The 21,122-nt window shown below is 58.7% G+C and carries 17 protein-coding genes; 9 read left to right on the top strand and 8 right to left on the bottom strand.

Annotated features, from left to right (window positions below):
- The first annotated feature begins 2 nt into the window (after positions 1–2).
- Entirely contained in the window at positions 3–2,435 is a 2,433-nt protein-coding gene (locus tag HMPREF0291_RS06620) for an excinuclease ABC subunit UvrA (RefSeq protein WP_005289648.1), read from the top strand.
- Positions 2,436–2,472: 37 nt separating this feature from the next.
- Here the strand turns inward: HMPREF0291_RS06620 and HMPREF0291_RS06625 are convergent, their stop codons facing one another.
- Genes HMPREF0291_RS06625 through HMPREF0291_RS06635 form a run of 3 tightly spaced genes read right to left on the bottom strand, consistent with a single transcriptional unit; the run spans position 2,473 to position 6,699 of the window.
- Entirely contained in the window at positions 2,473–3,201 is a 729-nt protein-coding gene (locus HMPREF0291_RS06625) for an aminotransferase (protein ID WP_005289649.1), read from the bottom strand.
- On the bottom strand, positions 3,198–5,069 hold the full coding sequence (locus tag HMPREF0291_RS06630; protein ID WP_005289650.1) for a chorismate-binding protein: 1,872 nt from the start codon (positions 5,067–5,069) through the stop codon (positions 3,198–3,200). The genes HMPREF0291_RS06625 and HMPREF0291_RS06630 overlap by 4 nt, the downstream gene beginning before the upstream one ends.
- 13 nt (positions 5,070–5,082) lie before the next feature.
- On the bottom strand, positions 5,083–6,699 hold the full coding sequence (locus HMPREF0291_RS06635) for an AbgT family transporter (RefSeq protein ID WP_050748805.1): 1,617 nt from the start codon (positions 6,697–6,699) through the stop codon (positions 5,083–5,085).
- A gap of 301 nt (positions 6,700–7,000) precedes the next feature.
- Here HMPREF0291_RS06635 and HMPREF0291_RS06640 point away from each other — a divergent pair, with 301 nt between their 5' ends.
- The 6 genes from HMPREF0291_RS06640 to HMPREF0291_RS11795 all read left to right on the top strand — a co-directional run bounded on the left by HMPREF0291_RS06640 (position 7,001) and on the right by HMPREF0291_RS11795 (position 12,442).
- Complete coding sequence (locus HMPREF0291_RS06640; RefSeq protein ID WP_005289652.1) at positions 7,001–7,333, top strand: hypothetical protein; 333 nt, start codon at positions 7,001–7,003, stop codon at positions 7,331–7,333.
- 811 nt (positions 7,334–8,144) lie between these two features.
- Entirely contained in the window at positions 8,145–8,447 is a 303-nt protein-coding gene (locus HMPREF0291_RS11585; protein WP_083770279.1) for an ArsR/SmtB family transcription factor, read from the top strand.
- Positions 8,440–9,609, top strand: a complete 1,170-nt coding sequence (locus tag HMPREF0291_RS11590; protein ID WP_005289653.1) for an MFS transporter — start codon at positions 8,440–8,442, stop codon at positions 9,607–9,609. The genes HMPREF0291_RS11585 and HMPREF0291_RS11590 overlap by 8 nt, the downstream gene beginning before the upstream one ends.
- A gap of 84 nt (positions 9,610–9,693) precedes the next feature.
- Positions 9,694–10,917, top strand: a complete 1,224-nt coding sequence (hemA, locus tag HMPREF0291_RS06645) for a 5-aminolevulinate synthase (RefSeq protein WP_005289654.1) — start codon at positions 9,694–9,696, stop codon at positions 10,915–10,917.
- Positions 10,907–11,389: a GNAT family N-acetyltransferase gene (locus tag HMPREF0291_RS11595; protein ID WP_083770281.1), complete on the top strand. Its 483-nt coding sequence runs from the start codon at positions 10,907–10,909 to the stop codon at positions 11,387–11,389. Before hemA ends, HMPREF0291_RS11595 begins: the two co-directional genes overlap by 11 nt.
- 3 nt (positions 11,390–11,392) lie before the next feature.
- Entirely contained in the window at positions 11,393–12,442 is a 1,050-nt protein-coding gene (locus HMPREF0291_RS11795) for a Gfo/Idh/MocA family oxidoreductase (RefSeq protein ID WP_156774823.1), read from the top strand.
- Between the two features lie 548 nt (positions 12,443–12,990).
- Here the strand turns inward: HMPREF0291_RS11795 and HMPREF0291_RS11320 are convergent.
- From HMPREF0291_RS11320 to HMPREF0291_RS06660, 4 genes are all read right to left on the bottom strand, one after another.
- Positions 12,991–13,644, bottom strand: coding sequence for a suppressor of fused domain protein (locus HMPREF0291_RS11320; protein WP_005289655.1), 654 nt, complete (start codon positions 13,642–13,644; stop codon positions 12,991–12,993).
- A gap of 42 nt (positions 13,645–13,686) precedes the next feature.
- Positions 13,687–13,863: a hypothetical protein gene (locus HMPREF0291_RS11800; protein WP_156774824.1), complete on the bottom strand. Its 177-nt coding sequence runs from the start codon at positions 13,861–13,863 to the stop codon at positions 13,687–13,689.
- Between the two features lie 236 nt (positions 13,864–14,099).
- Positions 14,100–16,493 carry a glycogen/starch/alpha-glucan phosphorylase gene (locus tag HMPREF0291_RS06655; RefSeq protein ID WP_005289657.1) on the bottom strand — a complete coding sequence of 798 codons (2,394 nt, stop codon included), beginning with the start codon at positions 16,491–16,493 and terminating at the stop codon, positions 14,100–14,102.
- A 171-nt stretch (positions 16,494–16,664) separates the two neighbouring features.
- Complete coding sequence (locus HMPREF0291_RS06660; protein WP_005289658.1) at positions 16,665–17,975, bottom strand: DUF4921 family protein; 1,311 nt, start codon at positions 17,973–17,975, stop codon at positions 16,665–16,667.
- A 31-nt stretch (positions 17,976–18,006) separates the two neighbouring features.
- Here HMPREF0291_RS06660 and HMPREF0291_RS06665 point away from each other — a divergent pair, with 31 nt between their 5' ends.
- Positions 18,007–18,402, top strand: a complete 396-nt coding sequence (locus HMPREF0291_RS06665; RefSeq protein ID WP_005289659.1) for a hypothetical protein — start codon at positions 18,007–18,009, stop codon at positions 18,400–18,402.
- On the opposite strand, the gene HMPREF0291_RS06670 is transcribed toward HMPREF0291_RS06665, so the two are convergent.
- Positions 18,372–19,631 carry a glycerate kinase family protein gene (locus HMPREF0291_RS06670; protein ID WP_232210289.1) on the bottom strand — a complete coding sequence of 420 codons (1,260 nt, stop codon included), beginning with the start codon at positions 19,629–19,631 and terminating at the stop codon, positions 18,372–18,374. The two genes, HMPREF0291_RS06665 and HMPREF0291_RS06670, sit on opposite strands and share 31 nt — an antisense overlap.
- 113 nt (positions 19,632–19,744) lie before the next feature.
- Between HMPREF0291_RS06670 and gdhA the strand changes: the two genes are divergently transcribed.
- Positions 19,745–21,088, top strand: a complete 1,344-nt coding sequence (gdhA, locus tag HMPREF0291_RS06675; protein ID WP_005289661.1) for an NADP-specific glutamate dehydrogenase — start codon at positions 19,745–19,747, stop codon at positions 21,086–21,088.
- Positions 21,089–21,122 lie beyond the last annotated feature (34 nt).

A 21,122-nucleotide genomic window follows, 5' to 3' on the forward strand; every position in this document is an offset into this window, starting at 1 on the left:
GTATGTCTGAAGCTGCTGAGCTAGCCGCCGGAATCGAAGTCAGGGACGCCCACCTGCACAATCTGCGGAATGTCGATGTGGACATTCCGCGGGGCACGCTCGTCGCGGTGACGGGTGTGTCCGGTTCGGGCAAATCCTCCCTCGCGTTCGGCACGATCCACGGCGAGGGGCAACGGCGCTACCTTGAATCGGTGGCGCCGTTCGCACGCCGTCTCATCGGTTCAGCTGTGGATCCGCAGGTCAGTGAGATCAATGGCTTGCCGCCGACGGTCGCGCTCCAGCAGTCCACATCAGGTGGCGGTGCGCGGTCCACAGTGGGCACGGTTTCTGCACTGTCGAACACTATTCGCTTGCTCTACTCGCGTGCGGGCGATAACCCGAAGGGCCTGTACTCCGATTCGTTCTCCCCGAACACTCCTGAGGGCATGTGTCCGACGTGCCAGGGCACAGGTGTCGTCCACGAGCCCACGGAGCAGTCCATGGTGCCGGACCCGACGCTGTCCATCGAGGACGGTGCCATCCAGGCGTGGCCCGGCGCATGGGCGGGGAAGAACTTCCATGACATCCTAAAGACCCTGGGCTACGACCTCGATTCTCCGTGGCAAGACCTGCCGCAAGAGGACCGGGACTGGATCCTCTTCACTGAGGAACGCCCGGTTGTGACGGTGAAGCCACTGCGCGGCGAGGACCAGATCCAGCGCAACTACAAAGGCACGTGGCGTTCGGTGGCCAGCTACTTGACCAACACTCTCGCCGAAACCCAGTCAGACACACTGCGCAAACGCGTCTTGTCCTACATGGAGTCGCGCACCTGTGAGACGTGCCATGGGCGTCGCCTTAACCCGGAGGCGCTGAAAGTCACCTACGCGGGCATGCCTATCGACGAGCTCGGCGCCCTGCCCCTCGACCGAGTCCACGAGGTGCTGGCCGAGCAGACCCCGGAAGACAATTCCGCCGAGGATCTTCTGCTCCAGCAGATTTTGCCCGCGCTGCAGTCGGCGCTCGACCTTGGGCTCGCTCACCTGAGTCTCGATCGCCCCGCGCCGACGCTGTCCGGCGGCGAACTGCAGCGCATCCGTCTCGCCGCGCAGTTGCGCTCGGGTCTCTTCGGCGTGGCGTACGTGCTCGACGAGCCGTCTGCGGGTTTGCACCCGGCGGAGCGCGACGCAGTATTGGACATGTGTCGCCATTTCATTGCCGCCGGCAATTCCGTCCTGCTCGTGGAGCACGACATGGAGCTCGTTGCCCAGACCGATTGGCTGGTCGACGTCGGCCCGCTCGCCGGCGAGCAGGGCGGAAAAGTGGTCTACTCCGGCCCCACGAGCGACTACAACGTGGACACTCCTACAGCTCACGCACTGAACAATCGTGCGCTGACGTCGAACGACGCACCGCGTGAGGCCACGGGAACGCTCACTCTCGAAGGGGTGCGCGCCCGGTCGATCGAGGGTGTCGCCGTGGATTTCGGGCTCGGGCAGTTCACTGCCGTGGCCGGCGTGTCTGGTTCTGGCAAATCCACCCTTGTCAGCACTGTTCTTGCCGGCGTGTTGTGTGAAGCAGCTGCTGCAGTCACGGATCAGGATGATGAAGACGCATCGCAGGAGCCGGCGGAGTGGAGCGTGGAGAAGCGCAGCGGCTTCGACGCAGTCAGCCGCGTCGTGCAGATCACGCAGAAACCGATCGGCCGCACGCCGCGCTCGACACTGGCCACATACACCGGGCTTTTCGACGGCGTACGCAAACTCTTCGCCTCCACCGACGAAGCGAAAAAGCGGGGCTGGACGGTCTCGCGGTTTTCTTACAACGTCAAACAGGGGCAGTGCCCAACCTGCGGCGGCGCCGGGAAGATCGAGGTGGAGCTGGTGTTCCTCCCCGGCTCATACACCACGTGCCCGGACTGCGAGGGTGCCCGCTACAACGATGAGACTCTCGAGGTGACGTGGCAGGGGCGCACGATCGCGAATGTCCTGGAACTCACCGTGGATGACGCTGCCGAGGTATTCACAGACGAACCGACGATCTTAAGGGCGGTTGAAACCCTGCAGGCAGTGGGACTAGGGTATCTCCGCTTAGGGCAGGGAGCACCGGAACTCTCTGGCGGTGAGGCACAGCGCATTAAACTCGCCACCGAGCTGCAGCGCTCCCGCAATTCCCGGCGCGGCCACACCGTGTACCTCCTCGACGAACCGACGACAGGCCTGCATCCGGCGGATGTGGAGCTGTTGGTCAAGGAACTCAATGGGCTCGTTGATGCAGGACAAACCGTCATCGTGGTTGAGCACGATCTGTCGGTCATCACGCAGGCGGACCGGGTCATCGAGATGGGCCCGGGCGCGGGTGCCGACGGCGGACGAGTGATTGCCGAGGGCACCCCGGCTGAGTTGGCCGAGTTTGATACCGCGACGGGAAACGTGTTGGCTTCCCGTTCGGCTTAGTTCGGAGTCACCACTGTTGAGACCCGGCTAGGAGCCGTCAGGCGGATTTTGCAAAGTTGCCCCACCACCACGCCTGCCATTCGACAGTGCGCGGGTGAGCTGGTGGCGTTTTTGCGTGTTGGCCTCGAATCTCGGTAACAGGGCTGATGCCGTGCAGTGAGTTAGCGAACCATAGCGGCATATTGTCGTCAGGGTAGAGGGGACGGCTGGACACGCTCAGTCCGATTGCTCGCGCGCGGTCGACGATCTGCGCTGAAGTGACACTGGGCAGCCAGGTGCCGGACGGCAGCACGAGAGTGTCGCCGTCCCAGGCGAGCAGCGCACCGGTAGTGGTTTCGAGCATGCCACCTTCGGCACCGACGATCACAGTGTCATCCGTGCCGGGCAGTTGGTGGCTGTCCCGGTACTGCGCTAAGGCATCCAAATCCGGCCCTTTGAGCAATGGCTGCGTTCGCGGGTCGGGTGCAGTCGGCGTGTAGGTGAGCACGGTCGTCGTGCGTGGCGCGGGGGCGGGGCGCACATCGAGAAACAACCGGGAGCCGCAGCGAGCGATCCGCGGAAAGAGGTCGCCAGCTGAGATGAGCGGCAGCATCGCTTGGACGAATCCGTCCGGGACGCCCCCGAAACGCTCTAGGTGATGCGTGAGACCGTTCGCGCGGCCGTCGCGGTGACGCCACGAGTCAACACGGTCGAACGGGCCAGCCACACGAGAGGACGCAGGGGAGCACGGAGCGAAGGTACCATTGATCCATTCGTAGGACTTCATGTGAAAGCCCCCAGAACCGCGTCGGCTTTGAGCTGTTTCTCTGCGACCTCTGCACCCGGATCGGAGGCCAGCACGATCGCCCCACCTGCGCCGACGCTCATGCGGTCCCCTTCCCTCACCGCGGTGCGAATCACCACGGATAGGTCCGCCTGCCCGTCGAACCCGAAATAGCCCAACGCACCGGAGTACACCCCGCGCGGGCCAGTTTCCAGCCGGTCGATGATCTCGCAGGTGCGCACCTTCGGCGCGCCCGTCATGGATCCCGGCGGGAACGTCGCCCGCAACAGATCAATGAGAGTCGCATCGGGGTTCAGCTCGCCCGTGATCGTGGAGACCAACTGCTGCACGGTGGCGTAACGCTCGACGGCCATGAGGCTGGGCACACGCACAGAGCTGGGGCGGCACACGCGCGCTACGTCATTGCGCATGAGGTCGACGATCATGAGGTTTTCGGCATGTGTTTTGTCGTCGTGAAGCAACGCGGGATCTTGATCTGCCGCAATAGTGCCCTTAATCGGCTTCGCCTCCACGCGGCGATCGCGGACCGTGAGGAAACGCTCCGGAGACGCACTCATCACCTCCACACCGTCGAAGACGAGGTGCGCGGCGTACGGTGCCGGGTTGTGTGCGCGAAGAGCGGGATAGAGCTCGCCGGAGGCATGCGCCTCATACGCGTCGGTCAGGCACACTTCGTAACTCTGGCCAGCGTGCAACAGGTCCTGCGCTAACCCGATGCGTTCGCGGTAATTGAGGGTGCGCCATGAGCCGCTGCTTATCGACGTTCCCTCGTCCCCCTCATCCACCCCGCCCAGCAGTGTTTCAAGCTGGTCGAGGAGTTCCTCTGCGTCCCCGAGGCCGCACAGGTGCGCGGTGTGCTCCCAGTGGTCGTACACGATGAAGGACTGCGGCCGCACGAAGTAGGCGTCGGGGACAGGGGAGGTGTGCCGGCCGAGATCCGCGCCGGGCAGCGTGAGCTGAGCGCACTCGTACCCGAGGTAACCGACCCACCCGCCGGTGAACGGGAGGTCGACGGGGGACTGGATATCCGCGGCGAGTTCGCGTTCGAGGACGTCCAAGATGTCGGGATCGTCGCCGAGGCGGTAGGAGACAGACCGGCTCAGAGGACCGGCGGTGTCGCCCAGGATCGAATACCGTCCGCGATCGGTATCCGCCGAGTCGAGCCAAAACGCGTCGTTCCCGCGGGCACGGAGAGCAGCGAAGACGCGCTGGCAATCGAGATCGATGTCGACTGCGCGGTGGGTGAGCGTCCAGCTGCCGAGGCGAAGGAAATTCTCCATGATGGTGCGTCCGTGCTCTGTCAGGATCGACTCAGGGTGGAACTGCACACCCCAGTGCGGACGACCGACGACCTCCAAAGCTTGGATGACTCCATCCTCGCTGCGGGCATGCACGGCGATCTCCAGCTCGCCCTCATCGTGGCCATGAATCGGGGTTTCAATGTGCAGCGAGTGGTAACGCACCGCCTTGAAGTCCTGCGGGACGCCATCGAAGATTCCCTCGCCGCTGTGGCTAATCGTGCTCGCGAACCCGTGCCGGGGCTCCGGCGCGCGGGTGACCGTCGCGCCCGCGAGGTGAGCGAGCCCTTGGTGCCCCAGGCACACACCGAGAAGGGGAGTTTCCGAAGCGGCTTCGATGATTGCGCGGGAGGCCGCGAAGTCATCGTCGTTGGTTGGGGTGCCCGGTCCAGGAGAGATGATGACGTGGGTGAAACGGCCGGAGGAGACATCGTCGATAAGCGACAATGCGTCAGCCGCAGGGACGACCGCCGGCTCCTCGCCCGAGACTTCCGCGATGAGATGGGCGAGGTTGAACGTGTAGGAGTCGTAGTTGTCTACAAGCAGAATCATGTCGGGCGGAGATTTACCCGCCGTACGTCATCGGCGTACCCGGGCCGAGCGGAATACCGGCGAAGTACCACAACAGGAAGAACAAGAACCAGCCGATGATCATCGACAATGAGTACGGCAGCGACAGGGAGATCAGCGTGCCCACACCGGCCTTCTTGTAGTACTGCTGCAGGTACGTCAGCGCGAGCGCGAAGTACGGCGACATGGGGGTGAGAATGTTCGTCGGGGAATCGCCCATGCGGTACAGCATCTGGGTGACCTCCGGGGACACGCCGACGTACATCATCATCGGCACCACGATCGGCGCCATGAGTGCCCACTGTGCGGAACCGGACGTGATGAACAGGTTGATCACCGCGACCATGATGACGAAGCAGGCGAACAGCACGACCGTCGGCAGATCCCAACGCTGCAAGAGCTCCGAACCGGTAATCGCCGTCCACGCGCCCAAGTTCGACCACTGGAACCACGCCAGGAACTGGGCCACGACGAAGAACAGCACCATCATCGGCAGCATGCTCTTCAGACCTTTCGCCATGAAATCCGGAACATCGGAAGCCTGCGTGATGGTCTTAGCCACAAGGCCGTAGACCAGACCCGTGAGGAAGAAGATCAAGGTGATGGGCACGGCCACCTGGCGGATCAGCGGGGACTCCATGAAGCCCTCGTCCGGGCGCGCGAACGGGGAGCCCGGAATGAAGAGCAACAGGAAGTAGATCACCATGAACACAACCAGGGTGACGCCTGCCCAGATCAGCCCCTTGACCTCGTGCGGTGCGAGCTCCAGGTCCTCATCCGTGACCGGCCCGGACGACTCGGAGTCATCCTGAGCGTCTTCGTTTTCAGCACTGTCAGATTCTTCCGCGAGCTCGTCCGGGTCCTTGCTGGCGTCGTCGAAAGAGAGCTCGCTCTCATCGATCTCGTCGTGGTCGACCAGGTCGCGAGCTTTCTTATCCACGTACAGCTCGGTGACAGCGGTGATGATGAGCGACAGGACAATCGCGGACGGAATGACGAAGAAGATGTTCGCCAGCGGGGAGACCTCATACGCATCATCGACCAGGTTGGCCGCAGAGGTGGAAATACCGGCCAACAGCAGGTCCGTGATGTTCAGGATCAACGAGGAGTTGAAGCCCGCAGACGAGGCCGCAAATGCCACCATCGCGCCCACGACCGGGGATCGGTTCTTCGCGTGGAAGGCCATGGCGCCCAGCGGGATGATGATGACGTAGATCGCGTCGGAGGCCACAGAGCCAGTCACACCGGCAAGCGCCACCATGAAGGTGAGCATCTTCGGGCTGACGCGAGCAACCATCGCCCGGATCGCAGCCGAAAGCATGCCCGTCTGTTCGGCGACAGCGACACCGAGCATGACCACGAGGATCACACCCAGCGGCGGGAAGGAGACGAAGTTCTCCACCGCGTCGGTGACCATCATCGACAGCCCCTCCGATGTCAGGAGGTTCTTGACATAAACAGTCTCGCCGGAGGCCGGATCCACAGCGGACATGCCCACCATTGAGCCGATCCAGGAGGACACAGCAACGATGCCGGCAATGATGACGAACAGCCAGAACGGGTGGGGGAGCTTGTTGCCGACAGTCTCAATGAAACCGAGGAAGCCGCCCATCGACGAACCGTCGGAGGACACCTTCTTATCGCCCTTTTTGCTTTCGACGACTCGTCCCCAGCCACCTTCGGCTTCTGGGAGGTCGCGTTCACTGAGGTAGAACCAGCCATGGTCTGCCTTTCCGGGTCACGTTCCTAAACAGGGGTCCGTACGCGCGCAAAAACGCGACTGTGAAGCAGGCTACACTCCACAACCGCGCTTGCGTGAAACTTTGGATTCACCGGACTGAGCATGTAATCAATCATCGACGCACAACGATCTTGAAAGGGAAACCATCCAGTCGACGTTCAAAAGGAGAAGCATGTTCCGCAAACGTATCGCTACCCTCGCAGTGGCAGCCACGGTCTCGCTCGGTGCCACAGCCGTGGACACGCCGGTTGCTTCCGCAGAGCCGTTGCCATCCTTGCCAGCCGTACTGGGGTCCGCCGAGTCGCTCTACAAGGAGGCGGTCATCGCGGTTATCAAGATGCTCATGTTCCCGCTCGGGCTGTCGAGCCTTGTTCTCGCGCAGTTCGCGCCGCGGGAGCTAGTGTGCGACGGTCTCGTCCCGCGGGAGCTAGTGTGCGACGGTCTCGTCCCGCGGTTCTGCACTGAGGAAGAGTTGGAGCACCGAAGGACGGCGCCCCGCGTATAGCTGTTGTTGATCGGGGTCGGCTCGATCGTCCATACCTCGTTCGCGTAGTCGCCGGGTCACGTTCCTACACGGCGGTCCATATGCGCGCAAAAACGCGACTGTGAAGCAGGCTACAGTTCATTTTTCAAACGTCGAAGGATCCTTCACTCGTTGCGCTATTAGGGGGATGCCACCTCTTGGATACCAAACGCACGGCGCCATGACGGACAGTGATTGCATTCCAGCTTGATCCCCATAGCGGGCACTACGATCGGAATAAAGTTTTAAGTGGGTAGTTGTCTTGTAGCTTCAACCTTTCCGGACGTGCCCCTAGGCGTGATCCGTTTAGGTTAGGCCGGAAACGAGAAAAGGGCCTCAGGGCGGAAAGTGGGTAATTACGGTTATCTACCGTGAAAAATTCGCACCGTAGTGACTTACATCCTGTTAACCACTAGAAAACTTGGAATATCCGCCTCTGTCAATTCATCAGCATGCAGGTTCTCCTGCCTAACCTGTCCATCTCAACGAGATCTGATCAGAAGCTGCGAGGGGATATTGAAGGTTGGCACCTACCAAAGTGGATGATTGTCGAGGAACCCAGAGTCTGGATCGCAATCTACTGATTTCCCGGACATCTAAAAGAGCTTAACTGTCTTTAGAGGGCCAAAAATTCGGTCGATTTCCGCAGGTAGAACGCGATTGCTCACTGTGAAGACGGGATCCGTTTACCTAACGCGTAGTTACGGAAGCCGGCCTGCGGCGCGAGTAATTGTTCAACTATTGTTGCACGATTGTCGTTTGGCGAGTACCTTGCGCACAGGGAGGATATGGCATGAATTCAAGACAGTACACACACCCCACTTTGGAAGAAATATCGCTCGAACAGATATTTTCTGCCCTATCTGATCCTGTCCGGTTGCAAATTCTAAAAACTCTTTCTGATGGGTCCGAAAGAGACAGCATTACTCTCGCAGAAGATCTGCCCAGGTCTACCCTCAGCTACCACACACGGAAGCTGAGGGAGTGTGGTCTTACCTGGACGCGTAGTCAAGGTAGATCCTGCCTAATCTCACTTCGAAAAGAAGTCAATGAGAAGTTTCCAGGATTATTGGAAGGAATAATTCGAAATGCTTAAAAAGCTGTGGCCCTACCTATTGGGAAGCGTGGCCTTAGGGTTAGACGCATACGTCATTGCAGGCTTATTGTCCAACATCGCGAAAGACTTGGACGCATCCGAGTCCATCATCGGTTTGGGAGTAACTGCTTTCACCGCAGCATACGCCTTATCGGGACCGATCCTCTCAGGAAAAGCTGGAGTACATGCCCGCAAGAGCTTAGTAATTGGCATTATTGTATTTTCGCTGGCAAACCTCGCCACTGCACTCTCCCCTAACGCTGTGACCTTCATTTTATCGCGCGTAATAGCAGGCTCTGCAGCGGGCGTCTATTCTCCACTATCGTCCGCAGTTGCGGCCCACAGCGTACCTGAAGAGAAAAGCGGCAAAGCCCTCTCTCTTGTTCTAGCAGGCCTCGCTCTAGGTACTGTTCTCGGTGTCCCCACCGGCTTAATCATTGCAACTAATTTCGGGTGGCGGTTAACTATCGCGATGATTACTGCAATAGGAGTAATTGCACTCCTAGGGGTGGCCCTCAATAAAAAGCAAACGGTTCCGACTATTCCTGCATCTTCCTTCAAGGAGCGGGCAAAGGTCATGGCAAAAAAGACTAATATATTCACTATATTAGTGACGTTATTTGTGGGCACCGCTTCCCTAGGTCTCTACACCTACATATCGACGGTGCTAGCGCATACCCCTCTAGACAATCATCAGATTGTGGGAATCTGGGTTTGGGGAATTGGCGGCGCTATCGGCGCTTTTGGGGTAGGGCATCTACTTGATGGGTTTAGAAAGCCAAGAACACTCACTTTGAGCATTATCTGCGCAATGGCCCTATCTTTCATTGCTATACTGTTCGGTGCAACGAACATGATCGTGGTTGTCACAGCCATCTTTGCTTGGGGTCTACTGGGGTGGTCTTCGCTGGCCCCTCAACAAAAAACTCTCCTTGAGACGAATCCTTCAGATGGGGCTACCGCTGTAGCGGCAAATTCATCAGCCAACTATTTGGGTTCAGCCCTTGGTTCCGCACTTGGAGCTTTAGTAGTTCCTAATTTCGACTTTCTACTTTGGGGCGCGCTCGCGTTCGTTCTCTTGGGGGGGATTATGCATGGTTTCGCAGTTAGGGAAGAAAAGCGAGCGTCCTATGTGCAACCACATAATTCGGCTATAGTTTAATTCTATTTAACTTATAAGTCAGTTGAATTTTAAACCAGAGCCTTACTCTTTCGTTGAAAAGTTCTTCTTTTTAAAGGAGAGAGAATGCTATCGCTGAAAGATCTACAGTTTCAGGCTGAGGGAAAAATCCAAACCCTCAAAGAAGAGGGCACCTACCGCAATTTCTCTGTTATTAACCGTCAAGCAGGGAGCTTTCCAGTCGCTAAGCTCAGAAAACCGAACAACGAACTTCAAGATGTTGTTGTGTGGTGTAGTAATGACTATTTGGGAATGGGGCAACACCCTAAAGTTTTAGAAGCTGCAGGTAAAGCGATTCTTAAATACGGCGCTGGAGCCGGTGGGTCTAGAAATATCGGCGGGACCAATGACGAGGTGCAACTCCTTGAGGAAGAAATTGCATCTTGGTTGGGCCGAGAGCGGTCTCTAGTGTTTCCAACCGGTTACGGTTCCAACGACGCTAGCATCGAATCGTTGATTACGATCTTCCCGAATCTGCAAATATTCAGCGACGAATTGAACCATGCTTCAATTATTGCTGGGGTTAGGAGGAGCAAAGGTGTACGGCACATTTTCCGGCACAATGATGCGAAGCATTTAGAAAGTCTGCTTGATTCGGCTGACCCACACGCTCCAAAGCTGGTGATATTGGAGTCTGTCTACTCCATGGACGGTGATATCGCTCCTTTGGCAGACATAGTTCATGTCGCTAAGTCGTATGAAAGTTTAGTTTTCCTCGACGAAGCCCATGCCATTGGAATGTATGGCCCAGAAGGGAGAGGGATCGCGGCCTCCCTCGGGTTGTCCGAGGAGATCGATATCATCCAAGGAACTCTAGCCAAATCTATCGGCGTTATCGGCGGTTTCGTAGCAGGCGCAGACTGGTTAATAGACGCAATCCGCTGTTTTGCTCCAGGCTTCATCTTCACCACCGCCATGCCTCCTTCCATATGCGCAGCCGCAAGAACCAGCATCTCGATTATTCGACAACAAGAATCATCGCGGAGGGAGTTGGCGGATAAGACGGAGCGATTGCGTGAAATTTTCATCCACAATGGAATTGAAGTAATGCCGCAGTCAGAAACGCATGTACTGCCAATACTCATTGGAAGTGCACACCGGTGTACTGAATCGGCGCGAATACTGCTGGAGGACTACGGAATCTACGTTCAACCGATCAATGCGCCCACTGTTCCTGTCGGTACGAGCAGATTCCGGATTAATGTGACGCCGACTCACACTGAGCAACAAATGGAGTATCTTGCTTCATCCTTAGCAAAGGTAATGGAGAGGGTTCCCAATGAACAGTAAGACTGCTTTTCGCATTCGAGAATGCGTCCGTGAAGATCTAGATCAGCTAGTTGACCTACGTAAACAATTATTTCTCACGGATCCGTCGGCTTCATGGGCGATTGGCTCGGACGACTGGATTTATTACTACCGCTCTTTTATTGAGGAGCAGATTTCCTGTAGTTCACGAGGGATTACTTTCGTAGCCGAATCAACTGATAAGATTGTTGCAACACTAACAATAATCGTTGATAGTCACCTGCCCTCTCCTTCTTCGACCGAAGGAAAAGTTGGATGGATACAAGGAGTGTTCGTGGCTCCTGACGCTCGAGGGCATGGATTGGCAAAGAACCTTACGCTTCGAGCCTTGAAGTGGCTAGAAGAGCACAATATTCCTACTGTAACCCTAGCTTCCACCAAAGCTGCGGAAAGAACCTACCAATCCTGCGGTTTCATCTTAGACGGGGAAGCCCATTATCTGAGGGGGGTATAGATCTTGGGTAGGTTTGTTTTTATAGGGGCGGGATACGAAGGAAAGCGCTTATACCAGTCACTTTTGGCGGCTGTTACTGCTGAGGAGAAAGAAAGTACAGAGGTATCCTTCCTCTCCAAGGAAGAAACAAAGGCTTTAGAGTTCGCACCACCAGAGGATATCGAGAGGTACTTCTCCGATGTTGATATGGTTGTGAATGCAACTAACGATGACCAGCACCTTTCAGTCCTGAAGATTCTCCAACATACTAAATGTTTCATCTTATCCGAAAAACCGTTGGCAGCTCCTGGAGAAAGAATCCCCGAAGGATTAAATGAAAAATGGAGCACGGATAATACCTTTGCTCTCAATTGTATTGAACGCTACTCTGCAGCAGCTACAGAAGTAAAGCAGAAGATTAGCGAATCGGGATTAACCGTAAATCGGATTGATTTTATCTGGGCAAAGAACAGGTTCGATGATCCTCGCCCGACGGTGGGAGTGGTTTCAGAAATTATTCACCCGCTTGATTTATGCTGCTACCTATCAGGCAGTGACACCGCTAATTTACAGCTCCTAGACGCATCGATTGTTGGGTCTAATTACGGTTCACCGAGCAAAGTCCTGCCGGAAACCGCCCAAGTTACTTTCTGCTTGGCAGATACTATTGTGACCGGTTCTGCTAGCTTTGGATACTCCAGTAGGATGCGGAAAGTAAATATAATAGCCTCTTCAACCGATGGCGAGCGTGAATACTTTGAATTAACTTTTGATGATCCTCGATGGGACTACGATCATCTATCTCATTGGTCCTCCGCAGGATCTAAGGCTTTCAAAACCACCGTTTATGAACCCACCCTAGGCAACTATCCGGAGGGCTGCGACAAGCTGGTTCGTTTCTGGAAGGAATTATTGACAAACGAAAGGAACCCGCGCTTTACGACATGGCGTGAAGCTTTAGATCTTCACCAATTTTTGACAGAAATTAGCAGGTACCAGAAGGGGGCTGTACTCTACCCGTCTGGGCCCCAAAGGTTTCAACTTGACAGAAGTAGTTCCGAAAGATTGGGATAGCCATTAACTATTCTGGCGGAAACCTTGGCCGACTGACCTTTTCGCTAACGCAATACCCTCAGCCTGGCGCTCACGGATAATGGCCCGCTCAAACTTCGCAAACGAACCAAAATGCCGAGCATTGGATCCGCACGCGGATCCGTGGTGCCTTTCGCAAACGTGAGATTCTAATGAAGAAAAGTAACAGTCACGCCCGTGTCGGTAAGTTCATCAACCATACCGCGCGAATCCGTGTGCGCGGTGGAAACTATTGCTGACAACAGCCTGACAGAATCGTTTAGCGTCACGCGCAAGCGTGAAGTACTGCGCGCTCGGAACGTCTAATCCAATCATGTGCTACCAAGGAGGTTTCCAATGGTGCATGCGCTACAGTACGCACCGGCGACACTCTTAGTGCGACTTTGAACCTCGATGATTTCAAAGCCCTCACTTCGGTAACGTTGGAGCAAAATCAATCCTATAATCCATCCTCGCCTTTATAAAAGGGAATAAACTGAAGTGACATCATAGGGCACACTCCACAACTGCACCTGCGGGAAAACTATCTTTTAGGCCACTGGCGGACGGCCGGGATGGACACCTTCTGCAAAACCAGCTTCGTAGAGGAGATCGAGCACCTCGACCCCAGCTAGGTAGGCTTCAATTTCCTGCGCGTACAGCGGGAAAAGACCCAAGAAGTGGACTGTCTCACCGCCGAACTGTGTCTTGAGCAGGTCGAACTCAGTATCCAGGGAAACCGCGCCACCGAGAACGAATCCAGAGAAGTCACTGCCCGGATAGGTTTCCTCCAGGGACTCACCCCACTGGGAAGAGGAGCCGTACGACAACCACGAGTTCGTGCTCCGGGGCAAGCGCGCAGTCATCTTCAGCAAGTCTAGCGGCCATGAGATCCCTTCTCGCCCTTCATTCGCACTCGACGTGACCTCATCTAGGGGCCAGTCACCCGGCAGAGTCATGATCAACTCAATGCGATCGAAGTCTTCTCTGCCCTGAGGCATCTCCATCTTGTGCCAGCTCATACCGGACGTGACCAGTGTCCATAATGGACGCTCTTCGGTGGGCCGCCAGCAGTAGATGTGGACCGGTTGCCCGTCCAGTCCGAGTATTTCGTGGTAGACCCAGTAGTCCTCACCGAGGACGGGGGTGAAGCGCGAAGCGACGAGGTCGTCGGGATTGAACTCTTGTCCTGCAATGTTGTCCATGGCTGGGGTCCTTCTGTGTGTGAATTCAGGGGTCAGGGAGAGTTACCAGCCGTCCTCGCCTGCTTCGACCTTGCTGTCAATCAGCGCGCGGATCGGCTCGTTGTACCACTCCTCCAAGATCTCGGCTTCCGCCAGGCGCATGGCTTGTCCGTGGCAACGACCAGTGACTTCACCCGGTATCCACGGGTTGCCACCGTTTTCTTCGCGCGAAGTGATCATCGCAGCGCTCGCAGGCTGCTTCGTTTGCGTCCTCGAAAGCGGCTTGAATCGTTTCCTCATCGGTAGGTCGGCCAAGTTCCTCGTGTGCCGCACGAATCGTTTCTGGGAGAATCATTGTGGGCCTTTCTCAGCGTGGCGGTGTCAGCGTCAATATGGCAGGTGTTGTGGGGTGGTGCTAGGTAATGAGCTGTTTCCTGCCCCGATCCGCTGCGCAGGGGCGGATTCGAGCAGGGGACTTAGCGGTTGATCGGGGTCGGCTCGATCTTCCACACCTCGTTCGCGTAGTCGCGGATGGTGCGGTCGGAGGAGAAGCGGCCGGACTCGCAGATGTTGATCCAGCACATGCGTGCCCAGTGCAGCGGGTCCGCGTAGTACTCGGCTGCCATGCGGTCGCGGGTCTCTTTGTAGGAGTCAAAGTCACCGAGCACGTAGTACGGATCGGCGGTGTTCCAGCCGCCGTCGATAAGCAGGGAGTCGCGCAGATCGGCGAACATACCGGTGCCGGAGTCATCGAGGGTGCCGTCGGTAAGCGCATCGATCGCACGCTTGATGGCGGGGTTGTTCTCGTAGACCTCCTGGGGCTGGTAGTTCTCCTTGAGCTCCGGCAGCTCCTCCTCGCATGCACCGAAGATGTAGGCGTTTTCCTCGCCGACGGAATCGACGATCTCCACGTTGGCGCCGTCCATGGTGCCCAGGGTCAACGCACCGTTCATCATGAACTTCATGTTGGAGGTACCGGAAGCTTCCTTACCGGCGGTGGAGATCTGCTCTGAGACATCGGTGGCAGGAATGATCTGCTCTGCCGGCGAGACGTTGTAGTTCTCCACGAACACAACGCGCAGGAACTCGGAGACCTCCGGGTCGTTGTTCACCAGGTCACCGATGGCGTTGATGAGTTTGATGATGCCCTTGGCGCGGTCATAACCGGGGGCCGCCTTCGCGCCGAAGATGAAGGTGCGCTTGGGCACGTCACGCTCACCGTCGTGCTTGATGCGGAAGTACAGGTCCAGGATGTAGAGCGCGTTGAGCAACTGGCGCTTGTACTCGTGCAGGCGCTTGATCTGGGTGTCGTAGACGGACTCAGGATCGATCTCCACGTGCTCGTGGACGCGGACCCAGTCGGCGAAGTCGCGCTTGTTGGAGGACTTGATCGCGCGCAGTTCCTTCATCACTGCGCCATCGTCAGCGTAGCGGCGCAACTCCTTGAGCTTGTCCATGTCGGTGACCCATGCGTCAGAACCGACGAGACGGTCCAGCAATTCCGACAGACGCGGGTTGCACATGCGCAGCCAACGGCGCGGGGTGACGCCGTTGGTCTTGTTGTTGAACTTCTCCGGGTACAGCTCGTTCCAGTAACCCAGGGTGTCGCGTTTGATGATCTCGGTGTGGATCGCGGCGACACCGTTGATGGAGTACGCGGCGTAGCAGGCGATCCACGCCATGTGCACCTTGTTGTCGTGCACGGGCGAGTATTGGTGAATCGTGTCGGGAGAAAGCTGGCGGGACGCCATGTCCTCGCGGTAGCGGCGGTCGATCTCCACAACGATCTCCCACACTCGGCCGAAGAGCTGCTGGAAGATGGATACATCCCAGGTCTCCAGGGCCTCCTGGAGGACAGTGTGGTTGGTGTAGGCGAACGTGTTGGTGACAACGTCCCAGGCATCTTCCCAGGTCATGCCGTGGTCATCGAGCAGAATGCGCATGAGCTCCGGGATGCCCAGCACCGGGTGGGTGTCGTTGAGCTGCACGGAGTTGTAGTCGGCAAAACCGCGCAGGTCATCCCCGTGGTGCTCAATGTAGTTGTCCACCATCTCCTGCAGCGAGGCGGAGACGAAGAAGTACTGCTGGCGCACGCGCAGCACCTTGCCGTCGTAGGTGGTGTCGTTCGGGTAGAGCACGCGGGTCAGGTCATGCACGGCCTCGCGCTCAAGGATGGCGTCAGAGAAGCGCTGGGAGTTGAATGCGTCGTAATCGAACTCGCTCATCGGGGAGGCATCCCACAGGCGCAAGGTGCCTACGTTGTCGGTGCCGTACCCGGTGATGGGCATGTCGTAGGGGATGGCACGGACGTGCATGTCATCGAATTTGACGATGCGCTGCTGCGTGCCGCGGCGGACCGCGAACGGGTGGAAGCTCTCACGCCACGCGTCCGGGTGCTCCTTCTGGAAGCCGTCAACGATCTCCTGGCGGAACAGGCCGTAGCGGTAGAGGATGCCGTAGCCGGTGACCGGGTAGTCCTGCGCGGCGGCAGAGTCGAGGAAGCACGCAGCCAGGCGGCCCAGGCCGCCGTTACCCAGCGCGGCGTCGTGCTCAGCTTCGAGCACATCGAGGAAGTCGTGGTCATTCTCTGCTGCTGCGCGCTTCGCATCGTCCACCAGCCCAAGGTTGGTCAGGTTGTTCAGCAGCGCGCGACCCATGAGGAACTCTGCGGAGAAGTACGCCTGCTGGCGGGTGGCAGAGTACGCCTCGCGAGTAGCCTCCCACTTGTCGCCGATGTTCTCGATGACGGCCAGGGACAGGCCGGTCCAGAACTTCTTGCGGGATGCGGAGTCGGGGGCGGAACCAGAGACCGAGCGGACGTGGCCTCCAACAGTGTCAACGAATGCGGGCGGATGTGCTGGCATGTTCATTGCGGTGTTTACCTCAGTTATTCATCTGGTTTCATCAGGGTGCGCTTTCGTGCGCCTGCCACTGTACCGAGATTGCGGATACTGGGTGCCGCCCCAACTAGTGCACCCGCGCAACATCAGACGACATCGACCAGCACCGAGCAGCATCGGGTAATCTCGAGCAACACAGGGCTACTGCAGCACTGGGTTGTAGCGCAACGCGTTGCGCACGGGAGAGCATTCTGTGGCGATGCGCAGCCTGTCGGCGAGTCGTCCCTCTTCACGCAACCGGTAGAGGTTGCTCACCATGCGGTCGCGGATGTCGTAGGGGGACAAGGTGTTCACGTAGACCTTGGTGCCGCCTTCGAAGCCGGCCAGGGTGGATACACGCCATTTCAGGTTGATGTGCCACGGCATGGGCATGTCCAGGTCGATGGGTTTGTGGTGCCATTCTTCGTTGCTCGGTACTTCCGGGCCGGTCGCCGCGTGGGCGGCGTGAATGAGGTCGGACATCCCGCGCACCTCGTCTGCTGTTTGCAGCCACGGTTCCGGGGTCGCAGACTTGGAGTAAATGTTCATGGTGGGGTAGCGGTGGCCGATGCCCGCCGTCATCACCGCGTGATCGTTCTCCGCGATGATGAGGTTGTGGTAGCTGGCGTAGTTGATGCCCCACTCGTTGTAAATGTTGGGGTTCTGGCGCAGTTTGTCTATCTCAAAGTCGGCTTGCACACCACGTTCGTCGATCGCAACGAGCTGCTTGTGCAGATGGTCGAACGAGGCACCGGCAGGAGCGAGCCAGTTTTGGAAGACGGACACGTACGGCGCGTAGCGGTTGCGTTCATAGAGGTCGCGCAAGGAATCGATGGTGAACGCAATGAACGCGTGGTGCTCGTCGGGCGTCAGCGTGCCGGAGGACGCGAGCTGGGAAGAGTCCTGCGCGCCGTCGACAAAGTGGCGGCTGCCGATGATCACGTCGTGTCCGCCGCCGAAGTAGGCGGGCACGTGCGCGAGCAATTCCTCTTCGGTCAGGTTGTCGTCGTGGCCGCCGGCTTTCAGGCGCATGCGCACAACGTCGAAGACGTGGTGGCGCCCGGCATCGTCGGCGAGGTAGCGCTCCATGTGGTCTTCGCGGGAGGTGTCCATGTGGAAGCCGTAGTTCTTCGCCCAGTAGTCGTAGGAGACGATCTCGAAGAGGTTAGGCACGCGGCGGAACATCGGCTGCGTGTCGTCCAATTCATGCGGCAACAGGTCGCGGAGGATCTCCCACCCGCCGTCGCGCTGGACAATGCGGGATTTCTCCGGCGGGGTCTTCAGCTTACGGTCCGCGCAGAAATTGCAGGAGTCGGTGAAGTCGTGCGGCTCCAGGGAGTGCGGTTCTTGCTTGGGTACGGCCAGCGGCCGGTTGCCGCGCCCCGGCACCGTCCACACCTGGGTGCCCGAGAACGGGTTGTACTGTTTGATGGTTCCGTCCGCCATGTGGCTGATCGGGTCGCGGTGAGTCATGCTCCTCAAGGCTATTAGCTAGTCTGTTTTCATGCCTGCTATTCAGTTTGACGTGCTTGTTCCCGACGATTCCGCCGCGCGCGAAGTGGGGGAGGCATTCACGCGTGCGGTGGAGATTTTGGTGCGGCGCGGCAAGCTTAGCGACGGCTCCGTCCGCCACACCGGCACACCCGACCTCCACGGGGACACCCTTGAGCAGCTGCGCGGCGCCTACCGCGAAGAGCGTGGGGAAGAGCCGGACGGGGCAGTCGTGCACCGCTACGTCATTGAGGCCGACGGGGCTAGCTCCATGAACAGCCTGGCCATGGGCTTGTCGCGCGTACTCACCCCGAAGGCGGATTTGCCGAAGGATCCGGTGGCGCTGGAGCGCCAGATGGACTTCGAGCTTCCGGCTGTCTATCCCTGGGCCGTGGAAGTGTTGAGGTAACCCACCGCGGCCTGGGCGCCGGCACGGATGAGCTGATCGCGAACGTCCTCCTCGGACTCGCCGGGCTCACCGATCTCCACCGTGATCACATCGTCTGGCAGCTCTTCTTCGAAGCCGCCCGCAATGACTGCGACGGTAGCACCGGTGCCCTCTGCGAGCTCGGCGACGACGGAGACCACCTTGCCGCCCGCGGACTGCTCGTCGTATGTGCCCTCGCCGGTGACCACGAGGTTGGCCCCAGCGATCTTCTCCTTGAGGCCGTAGGAAGAGGCGACGGTGCGGGCACCGGAGACGACGTGGACGTGCTCGTCGTTGCCGTGCAGGAACCGCGACAGCCACGTGATGCCCACGGGCAGCGCGCCGGCGGCACCATAGCCGGGCTGGTCCGGGTCGATGCCGGCGAACTCGCAGAAGTGGTGCAACGCGGCATCGACACGCTCGATGTCTTCGTCGCTGGCACCCTTCTGTGGACCGAAGATGCGGGCAGCGCCACGTGGGCCGGTTGCGGGGAACTCGGAGTCCGCCAAGAGCACCCAGTCCACAGACGCTGCCGGAATGTTCAGCTGCGCGGTGTCGATGTCGTGGAGGTCGCCCAAGTTCCCGCCGCCGTGGCGCAGGGGATGCCCGTTGGCATCCATCGGGTTGGCGCCTAGGGCAACGAGGATGCCGGTGCCACCGTCGATCGTGGCAGATCCGCCCATGCCCAGCACGATCGTTTTCGCGCCGCGGCTCTGCGCGTCAGCGATGAGAACCCCAGTGCCGTAGGTGTCGCCGGTGAGCGGGACAGGCTTGTCCTTCACAGCGGGTAGCCCTGTTGCTGCCGAGACGTCGATGTACGCGGTTTCCTCCGCGGCGTTGTAGACGTAGCTCGCCTCGGTGAGACGTCCAGCGGCATCGGTGGTGGGGAGAGTGACCACGGTGCCGTCGAAAAGCGAAGAAGTGCCTTCGCCCCCGTCCGCCATAGGCATGTGCTCAATGTCACAGTCGATGATGACGGACCGGATTCCTTCCGCAATCCATTCCGCAGCGTCGGCGGCAGAGGCCGTGCCCTTGAACGAGTCTGGGGCGACGATGACGCGGATGGTCCGCGCATCTGGCTGAAAATTAGCAGGTAGTCCCGCGTTGCCTTCGTCGTCGTTACGCGGGCCGAGGGCGGGGTAGGAGTGCGTCATCGAGGTCCTTTGTTCTTTGCTCATCCAGCTGGGTGTTGCCGGACGCGGTAGGTTCATTGCTGCTAGTTCACCGAAGACGATAGCAACGGGATGGCAGGAAAGAAGCGCGGTCGGCCGAGGCGGGACTATAGTGCTTACCTGTCAACCGTTAGAAAAGGAAAGGATCCAGCATGGCTAACTACGACGATGAAATGTCCGGTTACTACGACAAGCTGCTCCGCCGCAACGCCGGCGAACCCGAATTCCACCAGGCAGTCGCTGAAGTCCTCGACTCCCTGAAGATCGTCCTGCAGAAGGATCCTCACTACAACGACTACGGCCTCATCGAGCGCCTCTGCGAGCCGGAACGCCAGATCATCTTCCGCGTGCCGTGGGTCACTGACTCCGGCGAGGTACGCGTTAACCGCGGCTTCCGCGTCCAGTTCAACTCCGCGCTGGGACCTTACAAAGGCGGCCTACGCTTCCACCCGAGCGTGAACCTCGGCATCATCAAATTCCTCGGCTTCGAGCAGATCTTCAAGAACTCCCTGACCGGCCTGCCCATCGGCGGCGGCAAGGGCGGCTCCGACTTTGACCCGAAGGGCAAGTCCGAGCAGGAGATCATGCGTTTCTGCCAGTCCTTCATGACGGAGCTGCACCGCCACATCGGTGAGTACCGCGACGTCCCGGCGGGTGACATCGGTGTCGGCGGCCGCGAGGTCGGCTACCTCTTCGGCCAGTACCGCCGCCTTTCTAACGAGCACGAGTCCGGTGTCCTCACCGGCAAAGGCCTGACATGGGGCGGTTCCCTGGTCCGCACCGAGGCCACCGGCTACGGCGTTGTCTACATCACCAACGAGGCGATGAAGCACAACGGTGACTCCTTTGACGGAGCTAAGGTCATCGTCTCTGGCTCCGGCAACGTAGCCACCTACGCCATCCAGAAGGCGCAGGAGCTTGGCGCCACCGTCATCGGTTTCTCCGACTCGTCCGGCTGGGTGGAGACGCCGAACGGTGTCAACCTTGAGCTGCTCCGTGAGATCAAGGAAGTCCGCCGCGGCCGCGTTGACGAGTACTGCAAGGAGGCAGAAGGCACCTTCCACTCCGACGGCTCCATCTGGGACCTGTCCGCCGATGTCGCTCTGCCGTGCGCAACCCAGAACGAGCTCGACGGCGATCACGCCCAAAAACTCGTGGACAACGGCGTGAAGTATGTCGCCGAGGGTGCGAATATGCCGTCCACCGCTGATGCCATTGAGGTCTTCCGCAAGTCCGGCACCCACTTCATTCCGGGCAAGGCCGCTAACGCCGGCGGCGTGGCAACCTCTGCACTGGAGATGCAGCAGAACGCCTCCCGTGACTCCTGGTCCTTCGACTACACCGACGAGCGCCTCAAGCGCATCATGGAGAACATCTTCCGCAACATCTCCGATACTGCGGCAGAATACGATCACGAAGGTGACTACGTTGTCGGCTCCAACATCGCCGGCTTCAAGAAGGTCGCCGACGCTATGCTTGCTCAGGGCGTTATCTAGCCTGATCTAGGCTGCGCCACCTGCAACACACCGC

It is taken from the genome of Corynebacterium genitalium ATCC 33030 (assembly GCF_000143825.1).
Lineage (GTDB): Bacteria > Actinomycetota > Actinomycetes > Mycobacteriales > Mycobacteriaceae > Corynebacterium > Corynebacterium genitalium.